The sequence below is a fragment of the Afipia sp. GW822-FHT03D08 genome (genome assembly GCF_058801645.1).
In genome coordinates this window covers 86,213-102,029 of the sequence record NZ_JBXANK010000002.1, presented here as the reverse complement: position 1 = coordinate 102,029, position 15,817 = coordinate 86,213, and the positions used below count along the sequence as shown (strand labels likewise).

Here is a 15,817-nt window from a genome sequence, read left to right as displayed (position 1 = left end):
GCATGAGCGAGAAATTTCCGGAGTTCACGCTGCCGCAGATGTTGCGCGAGAACGCACGCAAACATCCTGAACGTGTCGCGATCCGGCAGAAGGAATACGGAATCTGGAATCCGTGTAGCTGGAAGGACTATTACGCGCGCGCCTGCCATGTCGGGCTTGGCTTTCGCGCGCTGGGGCTGAGCGCCGGCGGGCATGTCGCCATTCTGTCCGAAAACCGGATCGAATGGGTGCTGGCGCAACTCGGCGCAAACATTGTCGACGGAGTCGCGGTCGGCGTTTATCCGACCAGCCCAGCCAACGAAGTCGCCTATGTGCTGGCCCATTCCGAGTCCGAGATCATCGTGTGCGAGGATCAGGAGCAGGTCGACAAGGTTCTGGAGCGGCGCGATGAGTTGCCGAAGCTGCGGAGCATCGTCGTCCTCGAAACCAAGGGCATCAGGGATTATCCGCCTGATCAGGTCATGTCGTTCGAGGCGCTTGAAGCCCTCGGCGTCGAGTTCGAGGCGAGCCATGCCAGACTGACGGACGGCATCGTGGACGGGCAGCAGCTCACGCAGATCGGATTGGTGATCTACACCTCCGGCTCCACCGGCAAGCCCAAGGGCGCGATGCTCAGCTACAAAAACATTCGCGCACAGGCGATCGCCTCGGTGGACCGGCTGAATCTCGATGCGTCGGAAAGCCTTCTTTCCTATCTGCCGCTGTGCCATGTCGCCGAGCAGATGACGACGGTGATGGTCCCGGTCTATCTCGGCTCGCTGGTCAATTTCGGAGAATCGATCCGGACCGTGCAGGAGGATCTCCGGGAGGTCGCACCGAGCATGTTTCTCGGCGTACCGCGCATCTGGGAGAAGCTTCATTCGTCGATTCACATCAAGCTGCTTGAAGCGGGGCGCATTCGCCGCGCGCTCTTCGACAAGGCTTATGCCGCATGTGAACCGTTCGCCGAAAAGAACGCAGCCAGCCGGACGTTCTCTGAGCGCATCACGTTCGCGATTTGCTACTGGCTGATCTTTCGCGCCTTGCAGAATTTCATTGGCCTGCGGAAAACCCGCATCGCGATGACGGGCGCAGCGCCGATTTCGCCATCGATCGTGCATTTTTTCCGCACCCTTGGCGTGCCGCTCGTCGAGGTTTATGGCCTGACGGAAAGCTCGGGCATCGCGCTCGGGCAGATGCTTTCCGACCGCCGCGTCGGAACGGTGGGACCCGGCATCGCCCACATGGAGGCGAAGCTCGGCGACTCCAATGAGCTTCTCATCCGTGGCGACACAGTGTTTGCGGGATACTACCGTAACGAGGAGGCGACCAAAGCCGCGATCCGCGACGGCTGGCTGCACACCGGCGATGTCGCGGAACTCACTGACGGTCACTTCCGCATCGTTGACCGTCTCAAGGACATCATGATCACGGCCGGCGGCAAGAACCTCAGCCCGTCCGAGATCGAGAATACCGTCAAGTCGAGTCCGTTCATCAAGGAATGCATCGTTATCGGCGAAGGCCGCAAGTTCGTCTCCGCCCTGATCCAGATCGATTACGATCTCGCAGGGAAGTGGGCGGAAGAGAAAGGCATCGCCTATACGAATTTCAAGAACCTGACCGAGAACGCGAGCCTGCGTGAACTGATCCAGTCCGAGATCGACAGCGCCAACGCGAAACTCGCGCAGGTCTCGCAGATCCGTCGCTTCTATCTGCTCACCAAGGAGCTGGATCACGATGATGACGAGGTCACTGCGACGATGAAGGTCCGCCGGGCCAACGTGCACAAGAAGTACGAGACCGAGATCGAAAGCCTTTATCGATAGGCCGAATGCGTAGTCAGGGGCGGAATTACTGGTAAGACGCCACGATGTCGGAGATGGCGCGTTCAAGTTGCCGGGCCGTCGAACACTGCCGCACGACGCTGCAATAGGTTGCGTATCTCGGCATCTCGGAATCACCCATACCCCAGATCATGCGCCCTTCGGGGTTGAGCCAGACAACGCGCTTCGACCGCTCCGAGATGCGGCGCAGGATGTCCGCACGCGGATTGAGATTGTTGGTCCGGGCATCTCCGAGCACGATGACCGTCGTCTGCGGCGTGACGTGGCGCATCCATTTCGCCTCGAAATCCGCCAGCGACTTCCCGTAGTCGGAAGATCCGAGGCCGACCAGCGACATGATGTCGGCCATCGCGGCCTCCGGCGTTTTCGAATCCAGAATGTCGCTGACATCCACCAGATGACCCGAGAACGCGAAAGAGCGCACATCGGAGACAACTTCATGCAGGCTGTAAATCAGCAGCAGGAAAAAATCCGACACCTTGGCGACGGAGCCGCTGACGTCACAGATGGCAACGATTTTCGGCCTGTCGCGGTGGCGGCGCTTCCACGTGGTCAGGAACGGAACGCCGCCCCATGCGGCGTTGCGCCGGATGGTCCGGCGCACGTCGAGATGCCCACGCCGCTGGCGCTTGCGGGGCCGGCTGTAGCGCTCGCGGAGCCGCCGCGCCATGACGCGGATGAGCGCGCGCATCTGCTCGACCTGTCGCCGGTCGAGTTGCGAGAGGGGCGCATTCTTCAGGATTTCGTTGCGAAGATTTTCGGTTTCTTCGCGCCCGTAGAGAAGGAGTGCCTGTGAGACACGATCACGAACGTTTTCGCGCAGGGCCTCGGTCGCGGCAGCAAGCCGCTCGGCTTCGGAAGGATTGGTTTGCGCCAGTTGCTCGAGATCGTCGCGCAGTTGCTGAATGCCGAGCAGATCGAGGATCCGGCTGGAAAAGATGCCGCGCTGGGTGAAAAACCGGATGTCTGAAAGCGACGCGGCGTTGGCCGCGTTGGAGATGGCGGCTTCCATCTCCGCGCGGTCTTGCGAAAGAAGTGTCTGCGCCAGTTGGCCGAGCCCGGAGGAGGGCGCGCCGGGTGCGCCTTCAGTCTCTCCAGCCTCCGAGCCCTCTTGCTGTTCGTCCGAGGCGTCCGGATCGCCATCGGCCAGGGGCTGGGTCAGTTCGGGATGATCGAAGAACACATCGAAGCAGTCGCTGAGCAGCCGCTTTTCTTCCTGGCTCTTGGCGAGAGTCACGAGGAAGGTGTCGCGCAGAACGGACCGGTCGTAAAAACCGACGTCAGCCACAGCCCTCATCGCATCCATGCTTTCGGACGGCGAGATGCGAACACCGGCGCCGCGGGCTGCACGAAAGAAGCGATGAAGGTTTTCCCTCATTGCACTATCCGAATACGTTCTGTCGGCCGGCCTTGGCCACTAAAGCGCTGACTTGCGGCAACGTGGTTTCGATGTCCGATTCGTACTTCAGGAGAACGTTCAGTGTTTCCTTGACGGTCTCGCTGTCGAGTTCCGGCGCCTCCAGGAGGACGAGCACGCGCGCCCAGTCGATGGTTTCGCTGACCGACGGCAGCTTCTTCAGATCGAGTGTACGAACCTCGTTGATGAAGCCGACAATCTGCTTGCGCAGGGATTGCGAGATTCCCGGAACGCGGCTTTCGATGATCCGCTCTTCCAGCTTCTGATCGGGAAATCCGATGTGAAGATGAAGGCAGCGCCGCTTGAGGGCGTCGCCGAGGTCGCGTTCGCCGTTCGAGGTGAGAATCACGGTCGGCGGCACGATGGCCGAGATGGTTCCGAGTTCGGGAATGGTGATCTGGAAATCAGACAGGATCTCCAGAAGCAAAGCCTCGAACTCCGCGTCGGCCTTGTCGATTTCGTCGATCAGCAATACGCAGCCGTTGGTCTGCTGCAGCGCCTGCAACAGGGGGCGTGGTTCAACGAATTCGCGGGAGAAGAAAACGTCGCCAAAATCGTGCAAGCGGCTCAGGGCGGCGGGAAGCGTTTCAGCCCCGCCGAGGACTTCGCCGACCTTGTCTTTCAGGATCTGCGTATAGAGAAGCTGCTTTGCGTATTTCCACTCGTAGAGCGCCTTTGCCTCATCAAGGCCCTCATAACACTGCAAGCGGATCATCGAGAGGTTGCGCGAGGCGGCGAGAGCCTTGGCAAGCTCGGTTTTGCCGACACCGGCGGGGCCCTCGACAAGGATGGGCTTTTCAATTCGCTGCGCGAGAAAGACCGCGGTCGCAATCTGGCGGCTGGCGATATAGCCGGCCGAGGCGAGGCTGGTTTCGACGGCTTCGATGGAAGCCGCCGGCAGATGTTCCGTCACGATCGATATCTCCGGCTGTTGTCAGATCACCCTAAACCGGACGTCGCCGGTCAGCGAGGGCGTATCAGCGCATTGCTACGATGCTGCGCGGCTGGCGTCCATCTTGCTTGAGAAATTCATTGTAAGATATTGATCTGGATCAGCTATTTTGTTTTTGCGAAACAGCAAATTTCCGGGGTCGTATTCGCGTGGTCTGGTGGTGATACGCACCCTTCCGTGGCCGCGCCACATGGCCTAAGACGGCGCAACTTTTTCCCCTGACTCGTGTGCACATGATCCGTCTCGACAATATCAGCAAGCAGAATGGCCATCAGATTCTCTTCATCGAAGCCTCCGCAGCGCTTCAGAGAGGCGAAAAGGTTGGCCTCGTCGGTCCGAACGGGTCAGGCAAGACGACACTGTTCCGGATGATCACCGGCCAGGAGCTTCCTGATGAAGGTCAGGTGGCCGTCGATCGCGGCGTGACCATTGGCTACTTCAGTCAGGATGTCGGTGAGATGTCGGGCCGCAGCGCGGTGTCCGAGGTGATGGACGGGGCCGGGCCGGTCAGTTCCGTGGCTGCGGAGTTGAAAGAACTCGAGGCCGCCATGGCGGATCCCGACAAGGCGGACGAGATGGACGCCATCATCGAGCGCTATGGCGAGGTGCAGCACCGCTTCGAGGAACTGGACGGCTATGCACTGGAAGGTCGTGCGCGCGAGGTTCTCGCAGGCCTGAGTTTCAGTCAGGAGATGATGGACGGCGACGTCGGTGCGCTTTCGGGCGGCTGGAAAATGCGCGTGGCGCTCGCCCGTATTCTGCTGATGCGGCCCGATGCGATGCTGCTCGACGAACCGAGCAACCATCTGGACCTTGAGAGCCTCATCTGGCTGGAGGAATTCCTCAAAGGCTATGAGGGCATGCTGCTGATGACCTCGCACGATCGCGAATTCATGAACCGCATTGTGACCAAAGTGGTGGAAATCGACGGCGGCTCGCTGACGTCATATTCGGGCAACTACGAATTCTACGAGCAGCAGCGCGCACTTGCCGAAAAGCAGCAGCAGGCGCAGTTCGAGCGGCAGCAGGCGATGCTGGCCAAGGAGATCAAGTTCATCGAGCGGTTCAAGGCGCGCGCCTCGCATGCGGCTCAGGTGCAGAGCCGCGTCAAGAAGCTGGACAAGATCGAACGTGTCGAGCCGCCGAAGCGCCGCCAGACTGTGGCTTTCGAGTTTCTGCCGGCGCCGCGCTCCGGCGAAGACGTCGTAAGCTTGAAGAACGTACACAAGGGCTATGGCAGCCGCAGCATCTATGAAGGGCTGGACTTCTCGGTGCGGCGCAGGGAGCGCTGGTGCGTTATGGGCATCAATGGCGCGGGTAAATCCACGCTGCTGAAACTGGTGGCCGGTTCCACAGAGCCCGACAATGGAATGGTGAGTCTGGGCGGCAGCGTGAAGATGGGATACTTCGCGCAGCACGCCATGGATCTGCTCGACGGCGAACGCACGGTGTTCGAGGAGCTGGAGTATTCGTTTCCTCAGGCCGGGCAGGGTTCGCTGCGTGCGCTGGCCGGATGCTTTGGATTCTCCGGCGACGACGTTGAGAAAAGGTGTCGCGTACTGTCAGGTGGCGAGAAGGCGCGGCTGGTGATGGCAAAGATGCTGTTCGATCCGCCGAACTTTCTCGTGCTGGACGAACCGACCAACCATCTCGACATGGCGACCAAGGAAATGCTGATCGAAGCGCTGTCGCAATATGAAGGCACCATGCTGTTCGTGTCGCATGACCGGCATTTCCTTGCGGCGTTGTCCAATCGGGTGCTTGAACTGACGCCTGAGGGCATCCACCAGTACGGCGGCGGCTATACGGAGTATGTGGCGCGCACCGGTCACGAGGCGCCCGGCCTGCGGAGCTGAAAACTGCCGCTCTTACTTCTTCGTGGCACGCGCCAGAAACTGCACTAGCGCGTTGCGGTCTTCGGGCGACCCGATCAGTTGTTCCGGCATTTTTGTGCCCGGCGTATAGACCGCCGGGCCGACCTCGAACAGCTTCGACACTGTTTCCGGCGTCCAAACGATGTCGAGCTTTTTCAGCGGCTCTGAAAAATTGTAGCCCGGCAGCGTTGCGATCTTGCGTCCGAAAATTCCTGATAACGTCGGACCAGCCTTGTTGCCTTGATCCGGTGCGAGCGTGTGACATGCCACGCAAGCCCGAAAAATTTCGGCCCCGCGGTCACCAGCGAAGGCGGCAAGCGGGTCGTTCGGATTCTCCTGAATCGTCGCTCCGATCGGCTCCCCGGTGCGTGCGTTCCAGCGCCGGATCACGCTGTCGGCGCCGCCGGTCAAAAGCGTGCCGTTATCCGGCATGAACGCCACCGACCACACCGGAAGTCCTGGTCCGACAAGCCTGCGGGCGAGTGCGCGCGCTTTGCGATCGACGATCGCGACCGAGCCCCGGACATCCGCTGCCGCGAGCAATGCACCATCTTTCGATGCTGCCATTGCAATCACCGGGATCGGCCCTGCGGCAGCTTCGCCATCCGGTTTTCCCGCGCCGGTGAGGAAATAGATTTTTCCGTCTGCGCCGGCGGTGGCGATTTCGCCGTCACCGGACACGATCACCGCGTTCAGCGGAGCGGGCAGGGTCACAGTGGCTGGCGATGCGGTGCTGTCGAGCGGCCAGATACGAACCGTGAGGTCGTAGCTGACACTGACAAGAGATTTGCCATCGGGGCTGAATGCGACGCCGTTGACGTTTTGCGTATGGCCCTCGAGCACGCGCGCTGTGCCGCCAGCGAGCGGCCAGAGTCGCACAGTGTGATCCCACGCCGCCGAAGCGAGGACTGCGCCATCCGGTGACAGCGCTAACGCGGCGATTGGGGCCGTGTGGCCTTCAAGTACGCTGTCAGGCTGCTGTTTGCCCGGCGTCCAGATTGCAATGCGGCCGTCAGCGCCCGCTGTTGCTGCGCGGCCATCCCTGAGGAGGGCGGTTGCATTGACGGCATCGGCGTGAAATCGCAGCACTTGTTCGGCAGCGTCGCGATCAAGCGACCAGCGAATCGCGCTGCCATCGAAGCTTCCCGAGAGCAGGGTGCGTCCGTCGGATGAAATCGCAAGCGCCCGAACCGGGCCGCCGTGGCCGCGTAACTGCGCGATGGCGGGAATCGCACCGATTGCCGCGGCGAGTACACTGACCGCGAGCAAAAGGCGAAACCGGTCCCTTATGTTGCGACGGTCAACGCCTTGCACCGGTGGTTCCTTCTCGAAAAGCCATTTTCATTCCTTGTTCAGAGAAGCATGAAAGTCCTGTCCAATAAAGTGCTGCCCAAGAGGCACTGCGTCAGCGCGTCACTGGCTGCAACGGAACAATGATCACGGACGGGCGTTTGCCTTGTTCGGATACTTGATGTTTTCCGCTCACAGGAGCCTCAAAATGATTGACCGGATCACCGCAGCCATTCTTGTGGGCGTTCTCACAACGACGCCTGTCTTCGCACAGACGCCGGCACCGTCGGCTGACAAGCAGGAAACGAGTTGCAACACGGCCCCTGGCACAACGACGGGCAAGGCGGCGGATTCGTCATCGACGAATTCCATGGCGATGGAAAAAAGCGCTATTCTGCCGTCCGCAGGAGGGCATGCCAATTCTGCTGCTCCAACTGTTCAAAGCGACGGCAAGCCGATGCAGGTGAGCCCGGATTGCCCGCCGGACACGAAAACGAAATAGCGGTTCAACTCGTCACGCAAAAAAGCGGACGGTCCCGGCGGGCGAAACGTCATAGCCGGTGAGATCGGTTGCTCGTTGTCGGAGCGGCTTTCTTGAAAAAAAGCCGACCAAGGCTTGCAGCGCCGGCTTGAAGTAAGAGCGCTGCCGCATCACCAGATCGAAATTTTCCCAGAGCAACGGCACGAAATCGAGACCTGCTGCTTTGGCGGCAGCCCGCGTCGCAATGCCGCAATCGGCTTCGCCCGCGCGGATCGCTGTTGCGAGATCGGGTCCGGTCAAGCAGGGGGGCTCGAGCCGGCGGAGGTCTTTCGGCTTCGCGCCATGCTTTTTCAGACGAACTTCCAGCAGCATTTGAGCACCCGCACCGGGCTGCCGCACGGCCATGGTTGCACCGCGCGTGAGGACATCCGCGAGCCCTGAGAGGTTTTTCGGATTTCCCGGCTGGAGCAGAAGGCCCTGCTCACGCCGCACGAAACCGATCAGCACCGCATCGTGCAGGCCGGCCATGGCGCGCACTGCTGCGACGTTGGGATCTTCGCCTGAATCCTCATTGTCGCTGTGAAAATGAATTGCCGCGGCGATGGCTTCGCCCCGCAGGACGCGTCCGACGCCGCTTTCGGTCCCTTCAACAAGAGTGGCGAGACCGGAGCCGGATTCGCGCAGGCACCATTCCAGCAACGCGTCCTGGCTTCCGCCCATGATCAAAGGCGGCTGGGATGTGGCCATTCCGGCCGGCCGCATCAGGCCCGACAGCATCCAGCGGTCGAGTTCATCGCGCGGGAAAAGCCACTTCCCCGTGACCTTGGTGCAGGGGATCGCACCCTCGGCGACCAGCTCGTAGAGCTTGCGCTCGCCAAGGCGGAGGTAATCGGCTGCCTCACTGGTCGTCAGCATTTCCATTCTGCGTTTATATGAATATTCCTGCATATTTTCAATTCATTGACACCATCGAAAAATATGCAGGACAACGCATAAGGAGGAAACGGAATGCTGGATGGGCTGAACGCCTGGCAATTGATCGTGAGCGGCGATGCAGCGTTGTTTGCCATCGTCAAACTGTCGCTCGCTGTCAGCCTTTCGGCCGTCGTGCTCGCGGCCTGCATTGGTTTGCCCCTCGGAGCCGTCCTCGCGCTCACGCACTTTCCGGGGCGCAATGCCATCGTGGTCCTTCTCAATGCCTTCATGGGCTTGCCGCCGGTGGTCGTGGGTCTTGTGGTCTATCTGCTTCTTTCGCGCTCCGGACCGCTCGGCGAGCTCGGCATTCTGTTCACGCCGTCCGCCATGGTGATTGCGCAGGCAATCCTGATCGTGCCGATCATCGCCGCACTTGCACGCCAGACCATTGAAGATCTTTGGACAGAATATCGTGACGAACTGTCGGCGATGGACGTCGGTCCGCTTGGCCGCATGACGACGCTGTTGTGGGACGCGCGCTTCAGTCTGCTGACCGCATTGCTCGCCGGCTTCGGCCGGGCCGCGGCAGAAGTGGGCGCCGTCATGATCGTCGGCGGCAACATCGACGGCTTCACCCGGACAATGACCACGGCGATCGCACTGGAGACGTCGAAAGGAAACCTGCCGCTCGCATTGGGGCTCGGTTTGATTCTGGTCGCTCTGGTTTTTGCGATCAACGCCGCTGCGTGGGGCGCGCGGATCTGGTCCGAACGGCAGGCAGGGTGAGCATGGGCGCGCCGGTCACCGATCTGCCCGTGGTTTTCGATCGCGTCTCCGTTCGCGCAGGCGCGACGACCATCATCGATCGCCTGAGTCTGACGCTCGCATCCGGCGCGCCGACCGTGGTGGTGGGGCCGAACGGAGCAGGCAAGAGTACTTTGTTGCGGCTCTGCATGGGGCTTTCGGTGCAAACCGAAGGCGCGATCACCTGGGGCGGCCGCGCTGACGTCAAGCCGACACGGCGTGCGTTCGTGTTCCAGCGCCCGGTGATGTTGCGCCGGACTGCGGCCGCCAACATTGCGTATGGGCTGACACACGCGGACTTCCCGAGCGAGAAAGTTGCCGCGCGCACGGCGGAACTGCTCGAACGCGTCGGTCTCGCTGAACTCGCCATGCGTCCCGCCCGCCGTTTGTCCGGCGGTGAACAGCAGCGGCTGGCTCTTGCCCGGGCGCTGGCGCGAGATCCCGAATTGCTTCTGCTCGACGAGCCGACCGCCAGCCTCGATCCGGCGGCAACCCGCAGCGTCGAGGAGATTGTCCGCGCTGCCGCGCAATCCGGAATCAAGATCGTCATGGCATCGCACGATCTGGGCCAGGTGCGGCGGCTTGCCGGCGATGTCGTTTTCATGGTGCGCGGCGCCGTTCGCGAACAAACGCCTGCTGAAGACTTTCTTAAAAACCCGTCGACACCGGAGGCTGCGGCTTTCGTACGCGGCGATCTCGTCGTTTGAACACTAAAAGGACAGGTTATGACACATCGGTATGCTTATGCTCTCGTCGTCTCGCTGCTTGCCGCCGCGCTTGCGACGCCAGTCTCCGCCCAAGACAAGTCCATCGTCGTCGCCTCGACGACATCGACGCAGGATTCCGGTCTGTTCGGTTACATTCTGCCTTTGTTCAAAGCCAAGACCGGCATCGACGTGAAGGTGATTGCGCAGGGCACCGGGCAGGCGCTGGATACGGCGCGGCGTGGCGACGCCGACGTTGTCTTCGTGCATGCCAAAGCGCAGGAAGAAAAATTCGTCAGCGAAGGGCAGGGCGTGAAGCGCTTCGATGTCATGTATAATGACTTTGTCCTGATCGGCCCGAAAACCGATCCTGCAGGCGTCAAGGGCAAGGACATTGTCGTTGCGTTGAAAACCATTCAGGAAAAGGCCGCTCCGTTCGTTTCGCGCGGCGACAAGTCCGGCACCCATTCGGCTGAGCTTGCCTTGTGGAAGCAGTCCGGAGTCGATCTCGAAACCGCCAAGGGTCCGTGGTACCGCGAGATCGGGCAAGGCATGGGCGCCGCGCTCAACACCGCGGGTGCGATGAATGCCTACGTCGTTTCCGATCGTGGCACCTGGCTGTCGTTCAAGAACCCCGGCGATCTCGCGATTGTGGTCGAAGGCGACAGGCGGCTGTTCAACCAGTACGGCGTCATCCTTGTGAACCCTGAAAAACACCCCACGGTAAAAAAGGATCTCGGCCAGAGTTTCATCGACTGGCTGATCTCGCCAGAGGGACAAGCGGCGATCGCCGCCTATCAGGTCAACGGCAAGCAGTTGTTCTTCCCGAGCGCTGAAAAGAAGGCCTCTTGAGGGCTTGTCTGAGCAGGACCATCCGGCGGTTGCTAAGCCGCTGCCAGATGGTCCACCATCAGGCATGATTCAGACACAGCGTTTGACGGCGGCGCTCACGCCACTCGATGTTGCGCTCAGGTTGCTGTGTAGCGACCTGAAGCCCGTCGATGCCATTGAAGTGCCGCTAGAGGAGGCGATCGGCCGTGTCGCAGCCGAGACGTCTCCGTTAAAAGCGGCGTTGCCGGCGTTCAACACGGCACTCACAGATGGATGGGCGCTGCGCGCGAGCGACATCGTCGGGGCATCGTCCTATTCGCCGCTTCAGCTCGTTAACTCGCCGCATTGGGTCGAGGCGGGGGAACGTCTCCCGGACAATTGCGATTGCGTGCTGGATGCCGCTCTCGTGGAGCAGGCCGGGCCGTTGTGTCAGGTTGTGGCCGAATCCGTACCCGGTCAGGGGGTCCGCCGCGCCGGAGATGATCTTGCGCCGGGACGATCGATTGCTGAAGCGGGCCGGATTGTCGGCTCACTCGATGTGCTCGCAGCCCGCGTGGCTGGACTTGCGCACGTGGCGGTTCGATCTCCGCAAGTTCGCATTATCGATGTGCAGGCGGCGGACAGCAGCACAGCGTCGTCACAATTTATTTTCGATTTCGCGAAAGCCGCAGGCGCTCGCGTGACGATCTCGAAAACCAACGGACGCGACGCCGCGTCGATAGTCGCCGCGGTTGGCGTCGAGACTTGCGATCTGCTGTTAACCGTCGGCGGCACAGGTGGCGGCCGGACGGATGCGACAATCCACGCCATCAAGGAATGCGGCACGCTGTTGGCGTATGGACTGGCATTCCAGCCGGGACGCACGGCGGCCGTCGGTAAAATCGGCGCAACGCCGGTGGTCGCGCTGCCGGGCTTGCCCGATCAGGCACTGGGCGCTTGCCTTGCGCTGGTTCAACCGGTGCTGGACATGCTGACCGCACGACTGCCGCGACAGAAAATGGTCCGCCCCCTTGCGCGCAAGATTTCTTCCGCTATCGGTGTTGCCGAAATCGTGCTGCTGAAAATGTCGGATCAGGCCTGGATGCCGCTTGCGGCAGGACAGCTTTCGCTCGATGCCATTATCAATGCCGACGCCTGGCTTGCCGTGGCAGGGAACAGCGAGGGTCATGCCGCCGGAACGCCGGTCGGCGCGCTTTCCCTTCGCGAAGTGTCATGAGTTAAGTGAAATGAACAAGTCAGGTCCAGCTTCAAGCCGCGATGGCGCGGATCAGGATCAGTTTCTCACGATCCTGTCGCGTGAGGAGGCGCTCGCGCGATTCGAGGCTGCGCTGTTTCCGCGCGATCTTGCGGTCGAGGAACGCGCGCTTTCGGATGCGCTCGGTCTGGCCTTGGCGAGCGATGTGGTGGCAGCGATGGACGTGCCGCCGTTCGACCGTTCCAACGTTGACGGGTTTGCCGTTCGTTCCGCCGATCTGGAGGCTGCGGGCGAGGCGTCGCCAGTTCACCTGCGGTTGAACAATGAGATAATTGCCTGCGGCACTGCGCCGGAATTGCCAGTGGTGCAAGGCTCCGCAACGCCGATTGCCACAGGCGGTCCCATTCCGCGCGGCGCAGATGCCGTGGTGATGATCGAGCATACGCAGCCGCTGCGCAATGACGCGATCGAGATCCGGCGTGCTGTCTCGCCGGGGCAGTTCGTGTCCTATGCCGGCTCCGATATCGCGCGCGGCGAGATTTTGCTGCGCGCGGGCACGCTGGTGGGCTCGCGCGAGATCGGCATGCTCGCCGCATCGGGTATCGCGCGTGTTTTGGTAACGAAGAAACCGCGCGTTGCGATCATTTCAACCGGCGACGAACTCGTTCAACCTGGCCTCCCGCTGCGTCCGGCTGCGATCTACGACACCAACGGCGCGATCGTTGCGGCTGCGGTTTCGGAAAATGGCGGCGACGCTGTCTTTCTCGGCGCGTTCCCGGACGAGGAGGACAGGCTCGAAGCTGTGATGCGCGAGGCGCTGGCAACCAGCGACATGCTGCTCCTGTCCGGTGGGACCTCGAAAGGCGAAGGCGACGTGTCCCATCGCATTGTCGCGCGGCTCGGCAAACCGGGCATCGTCGCGCATGGCGTTGCGCTGAAGCCGGGAAAGCCGCTGTGCCTCGCAGTGTGCGATGGCAAGCCGGTCGTGATCCTGCCGGGATTTCCGACGTCGGCGATGTTCACATTTCACGACATGATCGTGCCGGTGTTGCGCCGCCTCGCGGGATTGCCGCCGCGGAACGATGCGCGTGTGACGGCGAAAGTGCCGGTGCGTATTGCATCGGAACTCGGCCGCACCGAATTCGTCATGGTGTCGCTCGTCGAGGGGGACGAGGGATTGATTGCCTATCCGTCAGGCAAGGGCTCCGGCGCGATCACGTCGTTCGCGCAGGCCGACGGATTTCTGAAGATCGATGCGCTCGCGGATCAGATGCCGGCAGGAACCGACACCGAGGTGATGCTGTTCACACCGCATGTCCGTGTGCCTGATCTGGTGATTGTCGGCAGCCATTGCACCGGGCTTGATGTCGTCACAGCCCCGCTGGCGCGCGCCGGACTATCTGTCCGTTCGATCTCGGTGGGAAGCCTCGGCGGATTGGCCGCGGCGAGGCGCGGCGAATGCGATCTCGCCCCGATCCATCTCTTTGATGAGAAAACCGACACATACAACACGCCGTTTCTTGTCCCCGGTCTTGAACTCGTGCCGGGCTACCGGCGCATGCAAGGCATTGTGTTCCGTGCAGGAGACGAACGCTTCGAAGATCTCAGTGCGGAGGATGCTGTGCGTGCGGCCCTGAAAGACCCGTCGTGTTTGATGGTCAACCGCAATCAGGGCGCGGGCACGCGCATTCTGATCGATCGGTTGCTCGATGGTGTGAAACCGGATGGCTACTGGAACCAGCCGCGCTCGCACAATGCCGTCGCGGCGGCGTTGGCGCAGAAGCGTGCCGACTGGGGCATGACCATTGCGCCGGTCGCGCGCGCCGCCGGGCTGGGCTTTATTCCGTTTGCCGAGGAGCACTACGACTTTGCGCTTGTGACTGCGCGAAAGCCGCGGCCCGCCGTACGGGCTTTTCTGGACTCGCTCACATCGCCGGAAACGCGTGCAGCGCTGGAGCGGGCGGGATTCCGTCCGGCATAGTAGGTCCGGGTCAAGCGCCGTCGAGCGCCGCGAGTTGCTCGGCCTCTGCGACGTCCTCGACGGTGTTGGCGTTGAAGAACGGATCGATCGGCTTGTCCGGCCAGGTCACTGTCGCCAGCTTGTAGCGGGCGGTCCAGCGATCGATCTTGCGCATGTCTTCCACCACCAGCGCGTGCCGCAGGTCGCCGCGCAGGGCGACGTTCCAAAGTCCGATCACCGGATGGGTCTGATCGCCGGAAGCTGCGACCGCAAGTTGGGCGTCTTCCGCGATCCGCGCACGCTGCAATCGCGCAACCAGATCGCGCGGCAGGAACGGACAGTCTGTAGCTGCGCTGAGCACCCATTCGACATCCGGCCTGTGTTCGGCCGCCCAGTCGAGCGCCGTCAGGACGCCGGCGAGCGGACCTGCAAATCCTTCAACGGTGTCTGCGACGACAGGAAGCCCGAACGCCGCGAAGCGGGCAGGGTCGCCATTGGCGTTGAGAATGAGTCCATCGCATTGCGGTGCGAGCCGCGTGATCACACGCTCGAGGATGGTGCGGCCGCCGATGGTTTTCATCGGCTTGTCGCCGCCGCCCATGCGCCGCGCCAGCCCGCCTGCGAGAAGAACACCGACTGTCGATGGCCGGTCCTCAGTCATCGTCGCTGCCCTTGCGCCGGTGCCGCGCGGATTCCTCGGCGACAAATTCCAGGCTTTGGTCGAAGACGATCCGCTCCTGTCCGGACAGCGCGATGAACCGCTTGCCCTTGGTCCGGCCGATCAGTGTCAGCCCCACCTGCCGCGCCAGTTCGACGCCCCACGCCGTGAACCCGGAGCGCGACACCAGAATGGGAATGCCCATTCGCACGGTCTTGATCACCATCTCGGAGGTAAGGCGCCCGGTCGTGTACATGATCTTGTCGGCAGCATCGACCTTATGCCGCCAGGCCCAGCCCGCGATCTTGTCGACCGCGTTATGCCGTCCGACATCTTCCATGTAGCAGATCGGTTCGCCTTCCTTGCACAGCACACAGCCGTGGATGGCGCCGGCTTCGAGATAGAGCGAGGGCGCGGTGTTGACCGCATGGGTCATCTGATAGAGCCACGATGTGCGCAATTCCGCCTTGGGCAGGACCGCGCCCTCGATGGCTTCCATCAGATCGCCGAAGGCGGTGCCCTGTGCGCAGCCGGAGGTGAGCGTTTTCTTCTTCAGCTTCTCTTCAAAGTTGGTCCCGCGTTCGGTGTAGACGACCACGACCTGGAGATCGTCGTCGTAGACCACCTCGGTTACGACATCGTCGGGCTTCAGCATGTTCTGGTTGAGGAGATAGCCGAGCGCGAGATATTCAGGATAGTCGTTGATCGTCATCATGGTGACGATCTCCTGCGAATTGAGGTAGAGGGTCAGCGGCCGCTCGACCGGGACGCCGATCTCGACAGGCGCGCCGGTCTGGTCGATCCCCATGACGCGCTCGGTGAGGCGCGGGTTCTTCGGGTCCGGCATCACGCGCGGGACCGGCTGGTCCTTTCTCGCATTTGCCGACCTGGCTTGAACTGTTTCCGTCATGGC

The 15,817-nt window shown here is 61.8% G+C and carries 14 protein-coding genes; 8 read left to right on the top strand and 6 right to left on the bottom strand.

Features of this window, described 5'->3' with window-relative positions; all coding sequences use genetic code 11:
- The first annotated feature begins 2 nt into the window (after positions 1-2).
- Positions 3-1,805: an AMP-dependent synthetase/ligase gene (locus AC1RM7_RS15575; RefSeq protein WP_492839273.1), complete on the top strand. Its 1,803-nt coding sequence runs from the start codon at positions 3-5 to the stop codon at positions 1,803-1,805.
- 25 nt (positions 1,806-1,830) lie between these two features.
- Here AC1RM7_RS15575 and AC1RM7_RS15570 read toward each other — a convergent pair whose 3' ends face one another.
- Both AC1RM7_RS15570 and AC1RM7_RS15565 read right to left on the bottom strand, forming a co-directional pair.
- Positions 1,831-3,201 (bottom strand): vWA domain-containing protein, encoded by a 1,371-nt coding sequence (locus tag AC1RM7_RS15570; protein ID WP_024921006.1) that lies wholly within the window; start codon positions 3,199-3,201, stop codon positions 1,831-1,833.
- A 4-nt stretch (positions 3,202-3,205) separates the two neighbouring features.
- Positions 3,206-4,153 (bottom strand): AAA family ATPase, encoded by a 948-nt coding sequence (locus tag AC1RM7_RS15565; RefSeq protein ID WP_024921005.1) that lies wholly within the window; start codon positions 4,151-4,153, stop codon positions 3,206-3,208.
- Positions 4,154-4,425: 272 nt separating this feature from the next.
- Between AC1RM7_RS15565 and AC1RM7_RS15560 the strand changes: the two genes are divergently transcribed.
- Positions 4,426-6,048: an ABC-F family ATP-binding cassette domain-containing protein gene (locus AC1RM7_RS15560; protein ID WP_006019878.1), complete on the top strand. Its 1,623-nt coding sequence runs from the start codon at positions 4,426-4,428 to the stop codon at positions 6,046-6,048.
- 12 nt (positions 6,049-6,060) lie between these two features.
- Here AC1RM7_RS15560 and AC1RM7_RS15555 read toward each other — a convergent pair whose 3' ends face one another.
- Positions 6,061-7,335 carry a c-type cytochrome gene (locus tag AC1RM7_RS15555; protein ID WP_034459381.1) on the bottom strand — a complete coding sequence of 425 codons (1,275 nt, stop codon included), beginning with the start codon at positions 7,333-7,335 and terminating at the stop codon, positions 6,061-6,063.
- Positions 7,336-7,564: 229 nt separating this feature from the next.
- On the opposite strand from AC1RM7_RS15555, the gene AC1RM7_RS15550 reads away from it, so the two are divergent.
- Complete coding sequence (locus AC1RM7_RS15550; protein WP_006019880.1) at positions 7,565-7,858, top strand: hypothetical protein; 294 nt, start codon at positions 7,565-7,567, stop codon at positions 7,856-7,858.
- Between the two features lie 12 nt (positions 7,859-7,870).
- Here AC1RM7_RS15550 and AC1RM7_RS15545 read toward each other — a convergent pair whose 3' ends face one another.
- Complete coding sequence (locus AC1RM7_RS15545) at positions 7,871-8,758, bottom strand: substrate-binding domain-containing protein (RefSeq protein WP_024921003.1); 888 nt, start codon at positions 8,756-8,758, stop codon at positions 7,871-7,873.
- Positions 8,759-8,845: 87 nt separating this feature from the next.
- Between AC1RM7_RS15545 and AC1RM7_RS15540 the strand changes: the two genes are divergently transcribed.
- From AC1RM7_RS15540 to AC1RM7_RS15520, 5 genes are all read left to right on the top strand, one after another.
- Positions 8,846-9,538, top strand: a complete 693-nt coding sequence (locus AC1RM7_RS15540) for an ABC transporter permease (protein ID WP_006019882.1) — start codon at positions 8,846-8,848, stop codon at positions 9,536-9,538.
- A 2-nt stretch (positions 9,539-9,540) separates the two neighbouring features.
- Entirely contained in the window at positions 9,541-10,263 is a 723-nt protein-coding gene (locus AC1RM7_RS15535) for an energy-coupling factor ABC transporter ATP-binding protein (RefSeq protein ID WP_024921002.1), read from the top strand.
- 18 nt (positions 10,264-10,281) lie between these two features.
- On the top strand, positions 10,282-11,112 hold the full coding sequence (locus tag AC1RM7_RS15530) for an ABC transporter substrate-binding protein (protein ID WP_024921001.1): 831 nt from the start codon (positions 10,282-10,284) through the stop codon (positions 11,110-11,112).
- Positions 11,113-11,176: 64 nt separating this feature from the next.
- Positions 11,177-12,307: a molybdopterin-binding protein gene (locus AC1RM7_RS15525; RefSeq protein WP_024921000.1), complete on the top strand. Its 1,131-nt coding sequence runs from the start codon at positions 11,177-11,179 to the stop codon at positions 12,305-12,307.
- A gap of 10 nt (positions 12,308-12,317) precedes the next feature.
- A complete protein-coding gene (locus tag AC1RM7_RS15520; RefSeq protein WP_024920999.1) occupies positions 12,318-14,267 on the top strand; it encodes a molybdopterin biosynthesis protein in 1,950 nt (649 codons plus the stop codon).
- Between the two features lie 10 nt (positions 14,268-14,277).
- Here the strand turns inward: AC1RM7_RS15520 and mobA are convergent, their stop codons facing one another.
- Positions 14,278-14,907, bottom strand: a complete 630-nt coding sequence (gene mobA, locus AC1RM7_RS15515) for a molybdenum cofactor guanylyltransferase MobA (protein WP_024920998.1) — start codon at positions 14,905-14,907, stop codon at positions 14,278-14,280.
- Positions 14,900-15,814 carry a formate dehydrogenase accessory sulfurtransferase FdhD gene (locus tag AC1RM7_RS15510; protein ID WP_024920997.1) on the bottom strand — a complete coding sequence of 305 codons (915 nt, stop codon included), beginning with the start codon at positions 15,812-15,814 and terminating at the stop codon, positions 14,900-14,902. The genes mobA and AC1RM7_RS15510 overlap by 8 nt, the downstream gene beginning before the upstream one ends.
- Between the last annotated feature and the right edge of the window lie 3 nt (positions 15,815-15,817).

Excerpts from the sequence above, each read along its gene's own strand:
- AC1RM7_RS15510 (WP_024920997.1), bottom strand. The coding sequence starts at position 15,814 with ATGACGGAAACAGTTCAAGCCAGGTCGGCAAATGCGAGAAAGGACCAG.
- AC1RM7_RS15575 (WP_492839273.1), top strand. The coding sequence starts at position 3 with ATGAGCGAGAAATTTCCGGAGTTCACGCTGCCGCAGATGTTGCGCGAG.
- mobA (WP_024920998.1), bottom strand. The coding sequence starts at position 14,907 with ATGACTGAGGACCGGCCATCGACAGTCGGTGTTCTTCTCGCAGGCGGG.
- AC1RM7_RS15570 (WP_024921006.1), bottom strand. The coding sequence starts at position 3,201 with ATGAGGGAAAACCTTCATCGCTTCTTTCGTGCAGCCCGCGGCGCCGGT.
- AC1RM7_RS15525 (WP_024921000.1), top strand. The coding sequence starts at position 11,177 with ATGATTCAGACACAGCGTTTGACGGCGGCGCTCACGCCACTCGATGTT.
- AC1RM7_RS15540 (WP_006019882.1), top strand. The coding sequence starts at position 8,846 with ATGCTGGATGGGCTGAACGCCTGGCAATTGATCGTGAGCGGCGATGCA.
- AC1RM7_RS15560 (WP_006019878.1), top strand. The coding sequence starts at position 4,426 with ATGATCCGTCTCGACAATATCAGCAAGCAGAATGGCCATCAGATTCTC.
- AC1RM7_RS15530 (WP_024921001.1), top strand. The coding sequence starts at position 10,282 with ATGACACATCGGTATGCTTATGCTCTCGTCGTCTCGCTGCTTGCCGCC.
- AC1RM7_RS15535 (WP_024921002.1), top strand. The coding sequence starts at position 9,541 with ATGGGCGCGCCGGTCACCGATCTGCCCGTGGTTTTCGATCGCGTCTCC.
- AC1RM7_RS15545 (WP_024921003.1), bottom strand. The coding sequence starts at position 8,758 with ATGGAAATGCTGACGACCAGTGAGGCAGCCGATTACCTCCGCCTTGGC.
- AC1RM7_RS15550 (WP_006019880.1), top strand. The coding sequence starts at position 7,565 with ATGATTGACCGGATCACCGCAGCCATTCTTGTGGGCGTTCTCACAACG.
- AC1RM7_RS15520 (WP_024920999.1), top strand. The coding sequence starts at position 12,318 with ATGAACAAGTCAGGTCCAGCTTCAAGCCGCGATGGCGCGGATCAGGAT.